The sequence below is a fragment of the Pseudomonas sp. PVC-3-1 genome, from assembly GCF_057444315.1.
Genome location: NZ_CM172023.1, coordinates 2989816 through 3002084 on the forward strand (window position 1 = coordinate 2989816; position 12269 = coordinate 3002084).

General features: G+C 66.4%; 14 protein-coding genes. 8 read left to right on the forward strand and 6 right to left on the reverse strand.

All coding sequences use genetic code 11. From position 1 onward, the window contains the following. Genes dsbE through AC2T4A_RS14065 form a run of 4 tightly spaced genes read left to right on the forward strand, consistent with a single transcriptional unit; the run spans position 1 to position 2646 of the window. Positions 1–543, forward strand: a complete 543-nt coding sequence (gene dsbE, locus AC2T4A_RS14050) for a thiol:disulfide interchange protein DsbE (protein ID WP_017520316.1) — start codon at positions 1–3, stop codon at positions 541–543. Further along, positions 540–1010, forward strand: coding sequence for a cytochrome c-type biogenesis protein (locus AC2T4A_RS14055; protein WP_416745096.1), 471 nt, complete (start codon positions 540–542; stop codon positions 1008–1010). The genes dsbE and AC2T4A_RS14055 overlap by 4 nt, the downstream gene beginning before the upstream one ends. Continuing rightward, positions 1007–2218: a c-type cytochrome biogenesis protein CcmI gene (gene ccmI / locus AC2T4A_RS14060; protein ID WP_478377485.1), complete on the forward strand. Its 1212-nt coding sequence runs from the start codon at positions 1007–1009 to the stop codon at positions 2216–2218. Before AC2T4A_RS14055 ends, ccmI begins: the two co-directional genes overlap by 4 nt. A gap of 23 nt (positions 2219–2241) precedes the next feature. Further along, on the forward strand, positions 2242–2646 hold the full coding sequence (locus tag AC2T4A_RS14065) for a hypothetical protein (protein ID WP_416745094.1): 405 nt from the start codon (positions 2242–2244) through the stop codon (positions 2644–2646). Between the two features lie 135 nt (positions 2647–2781). Here the strand turns inward: AC2T4A_RS14065 and AC2T4A_RS14070 are convergent, their stop codons facing one another. Next, positions 2782–3984, reverse strand: coding sequence for a GGDEF domain-containing protein (locus tag AC2T4A_RS14070; protein ID WP_486743548.1), 1203 nt, complete (start codon positions 3982–3984; stop codon positions 2782–2784). 240 nt (positions 3985–4224) lie between these two features. On the opposite strand from AC2T4A_RS14070, the gene AC2T4A_RS14075 reads away from it, so the two are divergent. The 3 genes from AC2T4A_RS14075 to AC2T4A_RS14085 all read left to right on the forward strand — a co-directional run bounded on the left by AC2T4A_RS14075 (position 4225) and on the right by AC2T4A_RS14085 (position 7731). Then, on the forward strand, positions 4225–4938 hold the full coding sequence (locus tag AC2T4A_RS14075) for a lipoate--protein ligase family protein (RefSeq protein ID WP_416745092.1): 714 nt from the start codon (positions 4225–4227) through the stop codon (positions 4936–4938). 58 nt (positions 4939–4996) lie between these two features. Continuing rightward, positions 4997–6811, forward strand: coding sequence for a monovalent cation:proton antiporter-2 (CPA2) family protein (locus AC2T4A_RS14080; RefSeq protein WP_416745091.1), 1815 nt, complete (start codon positions 4997–4999; stop codon positions 6809–6811). A gap of 83 nt (positions 6812–6894) precedes the next feature. Continuing rightward, positions 6895–7731: an enoyl-CoA hydratase/isomerase family protein gene (locus AC2T4A_RS14085; RefSeq protein ID WP_486743549.1), complete on the forward strand. Its 837-nt coding sequence runs from the start codon at positions 6895–6897 to the stop codon at positions 7729–7731. Between the two features lies 1 nt (position 7732). On the opposite strand, the gene AC2T4A_RS14090 is transcribed toward AC2T4A_RS14085, so the two are convergent. After that, a complete protein-coding gene (locus tag AC2T4A_RS14090) occupies positions 7733–7999 on the reverse strand; it encodes a hypothetical protein (RefSeq protein ID WP_138215053.1) in 267 nt (88 codons plus the stop codon). Positions 8000–8494: 495 nt separating this feature from the next. Further along, complete coding sequence (locus tag AC2T4A_RS14095) at positions 8495–9217, reverse strand: RNA pseudouridine synthase (RefSeq protein WP_486743550.1); 723 nt, start codon at positions 9215–9217, stop codon at positions 8495–8497. A gap of 104 nt (positions 9218–9321) precedes the next feature. Here AC2T4A_RS14095 and AC2T4A_RS14100 point away from each other — a divergent pair, with 104 nt between their 5' ends. Then, positions 9322–9945, forward strand: coding sequence for a hypothetical protein (locus AC2T4A_RS14100; protein WP_486743551.1), 624 nt, complete (start codon positions 9322–9324; stop codon positions 9943–9945). 9 nt (positions 9946–9954) lie between these two features. Here the strand turns inward: AC2T4A_RS14100 and AC2T4A_RS14105 are convergent, their stop codons facing one another. The 3 genes from AC2T4A_RS14105 to AC2T4A_RS14115 all read right to left on the reverse strand — a co-directional run bounded on the left by AC2T4A_RS14105 (position 9955) and on the right by AC2T4A_RS14115 (position 12120). Beyond that, on the reverse strand, positions 9955–10563 hold the full coding sequence (locus AC2T4A_RS14105) for a DUF4893 domain-containing protein (RefSeq protein WP_486743552.1): 609 nt from the start codon (positions 10561–10563) through the stop codon (positions 9955–9957). 59 nt (positions 10564–10622) lie between these two features. After that, the gene (locus AC2T4A_RS14110; RefSeq protein ID WP_416745086.1) at positions 10623–11720 is read right to left on the reverse strand and encodes an AI-2E family transporter; all 1098 of its coding nucleotides are present in this window, start codon (positions 11718–11720) and stop codon (positions 10623–10625) included. A 199-nt stretch (positions 11721–11919) separates the two neighbouring features. Beyond that, on the reverse strand, positions 11920–12120 hold the full coding sequence (locus AC2T4A_RS14115; RefSeq protein ID WP_024765957.1) for a hypothetical protein: 201 nt from the start codon (positions 12118–12120) through the stop codon (positions 11920–11922). Positions 12121–12269 lie beyond the last annotated feature (149 nt).

Genomic DNA, 12269 nt, shown 5'->3' on the forward strand with positions numbered 1-12269 from the left:
GTGAAGCGTGCGATCCTGCTGTTGCCCCTGGCGATCTTCCTGGTCGTCGCGGTATTCCTCTTCCGTGGCCTGTGGCTGGACCCCAGCGAGCTGCCGTCGGCGCTGATCGGCAAGCCGTTCCCGGCGTTCTCCCTGCCCAGCGTCACCGAGCCGGGCAAGACCTACACCGAGGCCGATATCAAGGGCAAGCCGGCGCTGGTCAACGTCTGGGGCACCTGGTGCCCGACCTGCCGCTTCGAGCACCCGGTGCTCACCGATCTCGCCGCCAAGGGCGTGGTGATCTACGGCATCAACTACAAGGATGATGGCGCCGCCGCGCAGAAGTGGCTCAAGGAGCTGCACAACCCCTACCTGCTGAACATCGCCGATGCGCAGGGCACCCTGGGCCTGGACCTGGGCGTCTACGGCGCGCCGGAGACCTACATCATCGACAAGGACGGCATCATCCGCCACAAGCTGGTCGGCGCCGTCGACGAGAAGGTCTGGCGTGAACAGCTGGCACCGATCTACCAGGGCCTGGTCGACGAAGCGGAGGGCAAATGAAGCGTCTGCTAGCTGCCGCAGCGCTAGGTCTTGCCCTCACCGGCATCGCCCACGCCGCCATCGACACCTACGAGTTCGCCAATGACGCCGAGCGCGCGCGCTTCCGCGACCTGACCACCGAGCTGCGCTGTCCCAAGTGCCAGAACCAGGACATCGCCGACTCCAACGCGCCGATCGCCGCCGACCTGCGCAAGCAGATCTACACCCAGATGGCGGCCGGCAAGAGCAACCAGCAGATCGTCGACTATATGGTCGACCGCTACGGCGAGTTCGTGCGCTACAAGCCCGAAGTCAGCGAGCGCACCTGGCTGCTCTGGTTCGGCCCCGCCGCGTTGCTGGGTCTGGGCGTGATCGTCATTGGCGCCATCGTCGTGCGCCGCCGTCGCCCTGCCGCTGCCACCTCCACCACGCTGTCCGCCGAGGAGCAGGCGCGTCTCGACCAATTGCTGGATAACCAAGACAAATGATCGATTTCTGGCTCGCTGCCGGCCTGCTGTTGCTGGTGGCCCTGGCATTCCTCCTTGTCCCTCTGCTGCGCGGCCGCAAGGCCCAGGCCGAGGAAGACCGTACCGCCCTCAACGTCGCCCTGTACCAGGAGCGCCTGGCCGAACTGACCACCCAGCGTGACGCCGGGACCCTCGACGATGCCCAGCTCGAAGCCGGCCGCGCCGAAGCGGCCCGCGAGCTCCTCTCCGACACCGAAGGTGCCAGCGAGGATCGCCGTTCACGTCTTGGTCGTGCTGCGCCGATGATCGTGGCGCTGGTCCTGCCGTTCCTTGCCCTGGGTCTGTACCTGCACTGGGGCGCCAGCGACAAGGTCGCCCTGGCCCGCGAGTTCGCCACGGCGCCGCATTCCATGGAAGAGATGACCACGCGCCTGGAGCGCGCCGTGCAGGCCCAGCCGGATTCCGCCGAAGGCTGGTACTTCCTCGGTCGCACCTACATGACGCAGAACCGCGCCGCCGATGCCGCCAAGGCCTTCGAGCAGGCCGCGCGCCTGTCCGGTCGCCAGCCGGAAGTGCTCGGTCAGTGGGCCCAGGCGTTGTATTTCGCCGGTGACAAGGCGCTGACCCCCGAGGTACGTGCCCTGGCCGATGAAGCCCTGAAGAAGGACCCACAGGAAGTCACCACCCTCGGCCTGCTCGGCATTGCTGCGTTCGAGGATGAGAAGTACGCCGACGCCATCGACTACTGGGGCCGCCTGGTCGCTGTGCTGCCGCAGGATGACCCGTCCCGCGAAGCCATTGCCGGTGGTGTCGAGCGTGCCCGCCAGCGCATGATCGAGAAGGGCCAGACCCCGCCGGAGGCGCCGGTTGCCGCCGCCACCGCTGGCGTGACCCTGAAGGTGAAGGTCGACCTGACCGCCGCGGTGAAGGGTCAGGTCAAGCCGGACGACAGCGTGTTCGTCTTCGCCCGCGCCGTGAGCGGCCCGCCGATGCCGCTGGCGGTGAAGCGCCTGAAGGTCTCCGACCTGCCCAGCGAAGTTTCGTTGAGCGACGCCGATGCAATGATGCCGCAGCTCAAGCTGTCGCAGCATCCGCAGGTGCAGCTCGTCGCCCGGATCTCCCGCGCCGGCAATGCCACCGCTGGGGAATGGATCGGACGAAGCGCTTCGTTGTCTACTTCCCAGGCGGGCGAACAGAGCGTGACAATCGACAGCCCGGATCAGAAGTAATCACGACAAGAGAGGGTTGAGCGATGAAGGGCAGAGTGTTGGCGCTGGGCGCCATGCTGGTACTGAGTGGTTGCGTGGTGCAGCCACAACAGCCGGAGCAACCGCCCGAGCATACGCCGCCGCCTTCGCAGCCGAGCAAGCCGATCCCGCCGGCGAAGACCTCCAGCTCGCCCATCACCCCGCAACCCAGCGCTGCGCCGGCCGCCAAGCGCCCGACCCAGTTCGCCCCGCCGCCTGGCGGCAAGGGCCGCTGGGACGCCAGTCTCGGCGTCTATGTGATCCAGGGGCAGAAGGACCTGTACTACCGCCAGCGCACCTACTACCACTGGGAAAACGGCTGGTACTGGGGCGTCGGCCCGCAAGGTCCCTGGACTGAAACCGACAGCAGCGGCGTTCCGCCGGGGCTTACCCGCAAGTACGCGCAGTAACGCGCCGATATCGCTATTCGCGAGCTGTTTGCCAGCTTTCTAGGAGCGAGCTTGCTCGCGAACGGGCTCTCCGGTGGTGCCAGCGTCAAGCGGTTCGCGAGCAAGCTCGTTCCTACAGGGACTCTCTGGCTGCGTTCAATCGAACGTCCCCATCTCCGTTCCCAGCTCAATCACTTCCACCCGATTGCGCCCGCTCGCCTTGGCCCTGTACAGCGCCTTGTCCGCCGCTGCGTAGAGCCCCTCGTAGGTGCCCGGCACGCCAGCCTCCAGGCAGGCGATGCCGAAGCTTGCGGTGAGGTAGAGCAGGCCATCCTTCATCGGCAGTGGGGTTTCCTCCAGTAGCCGACGCACCTTCTCGGCAATCACCCGTGCCTGGGGCTGGGAGGTATCGGGCAACAGCAGCAGGAATTCCTCGCCGCCCAGGCGCGCCACGCTATCGCCGGTGCGGGTGTAGTTGCGCAGCAGGGTGGCGGTGTGGCGGATGACTTCGTCGCCCAGCGGGTGGCCGTAGCGGTCGTTGATGAACTTGAAATGATCCAGGTCCACCATGAGCAGGCTGATCGGGGCAGGCTGGCGGGCGGCGCGCGAAAGCTCCATACCCACCAGCTGGTCGAACTGGCGGCGATTGAACAAACCTGTCAGGGGATCGTGGCCGGCGAGGTATTCCAGCTGGCGGTTCTTTTCCTCCAGCTCCAGCCGTTGCTGGCGGAGGAACTCGCGTTGGCGCAGGTTGCGCACATGGCCATGCCAGAGGATGAATGACAGCACCAGGCCGATGCCGCAGATGGTCAACCCGCCCATCTGGTTCGACAGGCGCAATTGCGGGCTGGCCTGGGTCAGCGCCATGGTCAGCTCGAAGGCGGCCAGGGCGAGGATATAGAGGATGACGGCGAGGCTCGGGCGCAGCAGGATGAGCAGGGCGGTGGCCACCGAGGCCATGAGGAAGGGCGTGATGCTGCTGGTTACCTGCTGGTCGGCGCCGGTGATGGCGATGCCGAACCCCAGGACCAGGGCGCTGCCCAGCATTGTGAGTAGTTGCATGTACCACAATGGCATGCTGCGGCGCGGCGGCGAGGCCAGCCATGCGAGGAGACCGAGAAGGCTGAATAGCACCGCGACCACGGCGTGGACTCGGATGATGTCCAGCCGCCAGCCGTCGTATTCGGGGCTGGAGCCCTGCAGGTTGAGGCGGAAGACCAGGATGTGAATCAGGTCGAAGGGCACCGCCAGCAAGGCGGAAAAGTACAGGCGTCGCAGGTTTTCCCGGGCAATGGGCAGCGCCAGCGCGTCGTTGACGGCAATGGCGTGGTACAGACGCTGGAGCAACGTCCTGGACACGGTCTCTGGCCTCCTGCGCAAAGTGCCGGGCATTTGCAGAATAGTCAGCCACCGCCTTGCTGTCGTGGCGATCAGACGCGACGTGACCCGGCTGCACGCGCGGGCTGTCACAGGTCGCTACGCTGAAATTTCTGATCCAGGCAGTAAATTGGCCTGGAACATTGTCGGATAAGCCCTCGGCGGGCATAGTCCGCAACCCCGTTCTTCCAAGGACGCTGTCATGAATCCCAGGACGCCTTCATGAATAAAGTGCAACGACTGTCGGCGCAGCAGGGCCTGGACGCCGAGCGCGCGCTGCTCGATGCCACCTTCGCCGGTGAACGCGACAGCGGCCTGCTGTTCTGGAGCCCGCTGGAGCAGTCGCTGGTGATGCCCCGGCGACTGAGCCGCCTGGACGGCTTCCCTGCTGCCGAAGCGGCCTGCGCCGGGCTCGGCTGGCCGATTGCCCTGCGCGATACTGGCGGTGAGCCGGTGCCGCAGTCCGCCGGGGTGCTCAACGTCGCGCTGGTCTATGCCATCCCACCGGGCGACAACGAGCAGACGCGCATCGAGACCGCCTACCTTCGCCTGTGCCAGCCGCTCTGCGACTGGCTGGCCGCCCTCGGCCTCGATCCGGGCCTGGGAGAAGTGGAGGGTGCCTTCTGTGATGGCCGCTACAACGTCAACCTGGGCGGTCGCAAGCTGGTGGGCACCGCCCAGCGCTGGCGCCGCCGGCCCAGCGACGGGCGCTACGTGGTGCTGGCCCACGGCGCCATCCTGATGGAGAACCAGCGCGAGCCGATGGTTGCCGCGGTGAATGCGTTCTACGAGAACTGCGGGCTCGACGCTCGCGTGCGTGCCAGTAGCCATGTGGCGCTGGAAGAGCGCTACGAGCAGCCCTGGAACCAGGTGGACGCCCTGGCCGGGCAGTTCCAGCGGCACCTGCTGGCCGAGGGCGTGGCGCTGGACGTGTGAGATGAACGACGTGGGTGGATCTTTGCTTCGCCCCAACCCTTCCAAGGAGTCTTGATAGATGGAACATGGGACGAATTACCTGCAGTCGGCAGTGGTCTTCCTGCTCGCGGCGGTATTCATGGTGCCGCTGGCCAAGCGCCTGCAGCTGGGCGCGGTGCTCGGCTACCTGCTCGCCGGGGTGTTCATCGGCCCGTCGCTGCTGGGGCTGATCGACAATCCCGAAAGCGTCGCCAGCCTGTCCGAGCTGGGGGTGGTGCTGCTGCTCTTCATCATTGGCCTGGAGCTCTCGCCCAAGCGCCTGTGGGTCATGCGCAAGCAGGTGTTCGGCGTCGGCCTGGCGCAGGTGCTGCTCACCGCGCTGGCCATTGGCAGCGTCGCGGTGCTGGCCTTCGATATGCCGGTGAACACCTCGGTCGTGCTGGGCGGCGGCCTGGCGCTGTCGTCCACCGCCTTCGGCCTGCAGATTCTCGCCGAGCGCAAGGAGCTGAACAGCCCATACGGCCGCCTGGGTTTCGCCATCCTGCTGTTCCAGGACATCGCCGCAATCCCGCTGATCGCCATGATTCCCTTGCTGGGCGCGCGCGCCGACTCGGCCGCGCCCGGTGGCGATCTGGCCCACGTCATGGAAGTGGTCGGCAGCATCGCCGTCGTGGTCATCGGCGGGCGCTTCCTGCTGCGCCCGGTGTTCCGCTCGGTGGCCCGCACTGGCCAGGCTGACCTGTCCACCGCCACAGCGCTGCTGGTGGTGGTGGGCACTGCCTGGCTGATGGAGTGGGCCGGTGTGTCCATGGGCCTGGGCGCCTTCCTCGCCGGCCTGCTGCTGGCGGACTCGGAATACCGCCACGAGCTGGAAGCGCAGATCGAACCCTTCAAGGGCCTGCTGCTCGGCCTGTTCTTCATCAGCGTGGGCATGAGCGCCGACCTCGGCCTGCTCAAGAGCGAGCCGTTCGTGGTACTCGGCCTGACCCTGCTGCTGGTGGGTATCAAGCTGCCGTTACTGTTCCTCATCGGCCGTCTGGCCGGCGGCCTGGACAAGGTCTCGGCGATCCGCCTGGGTGTGCTGCTGGGGGCCGGCGGCGAGTTCGCCTTCGTGGTGTTCAAGCTCGCCCTGGCCCAGGGGCTGATGGACGGCAAGCTGCACTCGCTGCTGGTGCTGTGCATCACTCTGTCCATGGCGATGACGCCGCTGCTGGTGCTGGCCCTGGCGCGCAGCATCAAGCCCAAGCCTGCTGTACTGCGTGAGCCGCCGCCGGAATACCGCCAGCTCCCGGACGACGCACCGCGCGTGGTGATCGCCGGCATGGGCCGGATGGGCCAGGTGGTTGCCCGTATCATGCGCGCCCAGGGCGTGCCCTTCGTTGCGCTGGATACCTCGGTGGACACCATCGAACTGACCCGCAGCTACGGCAATATCCCGATCTTCTATGGCGACCCGCTGCGCCCGGAAATCCTCCGTGCCGCCCAGGTGGAAAAGGCCGAGTTCTTCGTCGTCGCCACGGACGATCCGCAGACCAACATCGAGACCGCGCGCCTGGTGCGCAAGCTCTACCCGCACCTGAAGGTCATCGGCCGGGCGCGAAACCGCCAGCACGTCTACCACCTGCTGGACGCTGACGCGACGCCGGTGCGCGAGACCTTCCACTCGAGCCTGGAGATGAGCCGCCTGCTGCTCACCGGCCTGGGCCTCAACGAGGAGCAGGTCGCCGCGCGCATCCGCCGCTTCAAGCGCCACGACGAAGCGGTGCTGATGGCCCAGTACCGTGTCTACGACGACGAGACCGCAGTGATCCAGACCGCCCGCGAGGCCCGCAAGGAGCTGGAGACCCTGTTCGAGGCGGACCATCTGGAAGACCAGGGCATCGGCCACCACTGACGGGCCATTCCGCGCATCGATAGTGCTGGGGCGCAGCTCGCGCCCCGGCGCATCCTCGGGCCTTCGCAACGGAGGCCCCAGTGATGAGCGACTACCGCACTTTCACCCGTGAAGACCGCGACGGCGTTGCCGTGGTGAGCTTCGCTCACCCGCCGATCAACCTGGTCGACCGCGCCATGGTCATTGACCTGCTGCACCTGGCCGATGAACTGGAGCGCGACAGCGATACCCGTGTGGTGCTGTTCCGCAGCGCCAACCCGGACTTCTTCCTCGCCCATTACGACCTTGGTAGCCAGCTGGACGCGCCGCCGATGAAGCTGCCCGCCGGCATGGCCAGCCCGCTCAGCGCGCTGTTCAGTCGCTTCAGCCGGCTACCGCAGGTGACCATCGGCGAGCTGCGCGGCCGTGCGCGGGGCGCCGGCAGCGAATTCCTCCTCGCGCTGGATATGCGCTTCGCCTCACGCGAGCGCGCACTGCTCGGCCAGCCGGAAGTGGCAGTCGGCCTGTTACCCGGTGCGGGCGGCACGGTGCGTCTGGCCCAAATGCTGGGGCGGGGCAGGGCGCTGGAAGTCTGCCTGGGCGGCGAGGATTTCGATGCGGATACGGCGGAGCGCTACGGCTGGATCAATCGCGCGCTGGCGGATGCGGAGCTTGAAGGGTTTTGCGAGACACTGGCGCGACGCATGGCGGCCTTCCCGGCGGCGGGCATCGCCCATGTCAAGGTGGTGGTGGAGCAGGTGACGGCAGCGGATCAGGCAGCGCTGGTGGAGGAATCGCAACGCTTCGTCGGTGACATGTCGGCGCCGGAAACGCTGGAGCGGGTGCGCTGGATGATGGACAACGGTGGGCAGCAGGACGCAGAGCTTGAGCGCGACCTGGGGGCCGCGCTCGGGCACTATTCCAAGCGGATCGAGGACTGATTCACGCGGTCTTCGCCAGGATCGGTTCGTTCGCTACGGCGACCAGTACCGGCCGTGCCAGTTGGTGTTTCACCGCCGGGCGCGGCTGGCGGCTGACCGAGGGGCGACGGTCGGGGATCACCACGGCGGAGCCTGGCGAGCGCAGGGTCAGTACGGCGATGCCACCTGCAAGCAGCGTGGTGGCGAGCACGACGCTGGCCAGCGCGACGTACAGCAGCAGCTCTACCAGGGAGCCAACGAGCAGCAGGAAATCGAGAATGACTTGCATGGTGGTGTCCTCTTGACGATCCGTTGGGGGCGTCTCGCGAGTAGCTTGTTCGCCCCTGCGGCCCGACTGCGGGGCCGGCGAATCTCCTGCCAGCGAGTTGATGGGGCAAAGATGCCGCGCGCGGACTATCAAGAGAACTGAATGCGTCGACTGGTGACTATCGACGTTATCGATAACGGCGGGAAGCCGCGTGGCAGAGCGGTTGGGCTTTTCGTAGGATCGAGGGGGACGCCTGGTCCTTGCTCGCGAACTGGCATCGGAGCAGGGGCTTGTTCGCGAGCAAGCTCGCTCCTACATGAATTTCTGCGCGGGGCCGGCCCTCTTCCTGAACCTGGCTGCGGGACCCGCTTCGAAGGGAAAGAGGACTAAGCGGCGTCGGGCGGAACACCGGGTGGGCCGGCAACTTCGAACGGCCCCCTTTCCCTTCAGGGAGAGGGGAGCCCAGGCACGGACTATCGGAGAAGGGCTGCAATAACCCCTGCTACCGAACCCAGGTCAGAACTTCTCACCGGGCTGCAGGAAGCGCCATTGGCCGACGGGCAACTTGCCCATGGCCACGCCGCCCAGGCGCAGGCGACGGATCGACACGGCGTGCAGGCCGACTGCACGGCACATGGCGGCTATCTGGCCGGGGCGGAACTGCTTGCCGGCAAAGCGCAGGCGGTTCTCACTCTGCCAGCTGACCTTCAGCGGCGGCAGCTCGCGGCCGTCGATGACCATGCCACGGCACAGGCGTTTCAAACCGTTGTCGGCTATTTGCCCGCTGACCTCGACCACGTATTCGTGCTCGATGTTGTCCGCCTCGTCCACCAGCCGGCGCTGCACGCCGCGGCTCTGGGTGTAGACCAGCAGGCCGCTGGCATCGGTTTCCAGTACGGTGGTGTTGAACTGGTGGCCGAAGTGCTTGCGCAGCAGGCGCTGCTGCAGGTTGTCCTCGCTCCAGCGCTTGTCCGGCGTCAGCAGTTGCTGGGCGGAGTTGGCGCCGTTGCCGCTGCCCAGGCCGACAGGTTTGTGCACGAGGATGGTCACCGGCGGGATCGGGTCGGGAGAGGCGCCCGGCAGCAGTTCGATGCGCTGGGTGTCGACCTTGAACTGCGGTTCCTCCACGCGCTGGCCGTCCACCGTGACCCAGCCACCTTCGATGTACAGCTCGGCGTCGCGGCGCGAACAGGGCAGCAGCTCGGCGAGGCGCTTGGACAGACGGATGGCTTCGGACATTTCGGGTAACCAGGCAGGGGAAAACGTCCATTGTAACTGCAAGCCGGCGGAATGATCCGCGCGGTGTCCGGTCACAACCTCAGACCAAGCAACGAGGAAGAGCGATGCGGATCACCCTGATCGACGGCCTGGGCTGGGACCTGGACGAGCGCGGCACCGGTGGCCTGATCAATCGGCGCGGCGAGAAGGTGCACCTGCGCCAGGGCGACATGGACGGTGCCTGCGGGCCCTACTGCCTGGTGATGGCCATGCTCGCCCGCAACCAGTTGGCGCGGCGCCAGGCCAAGGGGCTGGCGCCGGTGGATTCGCGGACCCGCTACGGGCGGTTGATGGAGGCGCTGAACGAGCACGAGACTCTGGTGCGCGTCGGCACCACGGGCGCCGACCTGCTGGAACTGCTGAAGGTCATCAGCGACAAGGAATACCGCGTCGAGCGCGGCAACGGTACACGGATGGTGGAACTGACCCGGCGCCATCTGGACGAGAACATCCCGGTGGTGCTGGGCTTCCACGGCCGCAAGGACAGCGATATCCGCCACTGGTGCCTGGCGGTGGGCATGAGCGACGACGCCTTTTTCCTCCTTGATCCGGCTCACGACCTGCAGCGCGGACTGGCGTGGAACGCGGTGCTCACCACCCTGGCCAACGGCTCGCGCTTCGGCTATCGCTACCTCAATGCGAAGGGCACCTGGGCGGTGACGCTCAAGGAGATGGTGGCGCTGCTTTGAGCGCTTGCCTCAGCGGGTGAAGCGGAACAGGTTGTAGCCTCCCAGCTGTTCCGGCACCAGCAGCACGAAGCCGTCGTACGAATTGCGTACCACGCCGACCACGTCGGTCTCGCGCGCCGCTGCCTGCTCCAGGCCGCTGTAGCCGACCTGCGGATCGTCGTTCACCGAGGCACCGCCGACAAAGACCAACTGCTTGTCGTCCAGGCGCTGCAGATAGCCGCTGATTCGCTGCGAGCCACTGGTCTTCTCCAGGAACAGGCCCTTGGGCGTTTGCCGCACCGAGCACTTGAAGTTCGGGTAACCGTACAGCGCTTCCGTTTCGATCTGCACCGAGCGGCATTTCCAGTCGCCGGTCAGGGCCGTGTCGGCCAGTGGTTCGGGATCTTCCAGCACGATGCGGTAGAGGTTCAGCGCTTCGTTGCGGGTGGTCTCGTCTTCGCTCTGCTGGAGCTGGTCGAGCAGGCGCTTGACCTCGCCGTCGAGGGTCGTCAGGCGCTGCTGGTCGGCGGCGTTGACCGCGGCTGGCCAGACGATGGCAGCGTCTTCGGCGAAGGCCAGCGGGGAGAGCAGCAGGCCGGCGGTGAGCAGGGCGGCAGTGAGGGAGCAGCGTTTGGACATCGTATGCATTCCGTTGCGGGGTGAATGTCCGCGGACCGCGCCGCGGGCGGGAGACCAGGCTAGGGAGTCGGTTCGACCGGCGGCGCCACGGGCGCCTCGCGTTCGTGCACCCAGGACATGAACAGTTCGTAACCCAAGGCCAGCACCACCGGGCCGACGAACAGGCCGATGATGCCGTTGCTGAGCATGCCGCCGAGGGCGCCGATCAGGATCACCGCCATCGGCACCTTGCTGCCGCGGCCGAACATCAGCGGCTTGAGCACGTTGTCGGAGAGGCCACCGGCGACGGTCCAGACAGTGAACAGGATGGACACCAGCAGCGAGTCGTTGGTCATGAACACGTAGGCGATCGCCGGCAAGGTGATCAGTACCACCGGCAGTTGGGTGATGCCCAGCAGCAGTACGCCCAGGGCCAGCAGGCCGGCGCCGGGAATGCCCATGACGATGAAGCCCAGGCCGAGGATCAACGTCTGGATGAAGGCAACGCCCACCACGCCTTGGGCGACCGCACGGATGGTGCCGGTGCACAGCTGGGCCAGGCCCGGACCACGGTCCGGCCCGGAGATGCGGATGGCAATGTCGCAGGCGGTGCGGCTGCCAAGCTTGCCGTAGGCCATGATGATTCCGGCGATGATGAAGGCGGCGAGGAACTGCATCAGCCCCATGCCCACGCCTGCCGCCTGCCCTGCGACTTTCTTCGCCACGCCCTGCAGGTGTGGCGCCAGTTGGTGTGCCACGCCCATGAAGTCAGTGGCCACGCGCTGCCAGAAGGGATAGACGTACTGCCCGATCACCGGCCAGTTCTGCACCGAGTCCGGTGGCAGCGGGATCTGCAGGGTACGGTTCTGAATGGCGTGCACCAGGTCGCGTACCGAATCGGCCATGGACAACCCGATCACTACCACCGGCACCAGCAGGATCACCAGGCCCAGCACCACGATCAGGCTGGCGGCGCTGTTCGGGCGCTCGCCCAGCCAGCCGCTGAGCAATTGGTGCATCGGGTAGAGGGTGATGGCGAGGATCACCGACCAGAGCATCAGGTCGAGGAAGGGATGGAAGATGCGGAAGCAGAATACGGCCAGCAACAGGATCAGACCGGCGCGGATCAGTACATCGAGCAGGTTGCGCGACAGTAGCTTTTCCGGAGAGGGCAGCATGGGGTGCTCCTTGCGAGTGGCTGGGATTGGCCAAGTCCTAACTATCGGCGGACTCTGCCCGAGTGCAAGGTGGGCGGCAACACAGGAACAGCGGATTTGCGGAGGTTTTGGTGTAAAGCGGGGGCGGGAGCAGTGCGGGACAGGTGGTGCGGAGGAGGCGGGCAGCCTGCCGGGAGCCGGCAGGCTTGCCTGCGAGATATTACTTCTTGCCGAGGCTGATATGGCGGCTCGGTGCGCCGTAGTTCTGACCAGTCACGCCCTTGGCGATCTGCTGGATCTCACCGCCGGAGTTCAGGAAGGCGGCGATCTGGGCTTCCAGAGCTTCGCTGGTCGCGGTCGCGGCGGGAGCTTTGGGGGCGGCTTTCTGGCGGGTGGAGGGCTTGGTAGTCATATCTGCCATACCTGTCTGCGCAAATTGGCCGCCCATTGTACATCAAACGAGCACCTTTCGGGGCGGTTATGGAACGAACGGTCCCATTCGGCTGCCTGAATCGTCCTTGGCGTGGCGTCCTGCGGCGGTGCTACCCTCTGCCCATTTCGGCCGTTCAG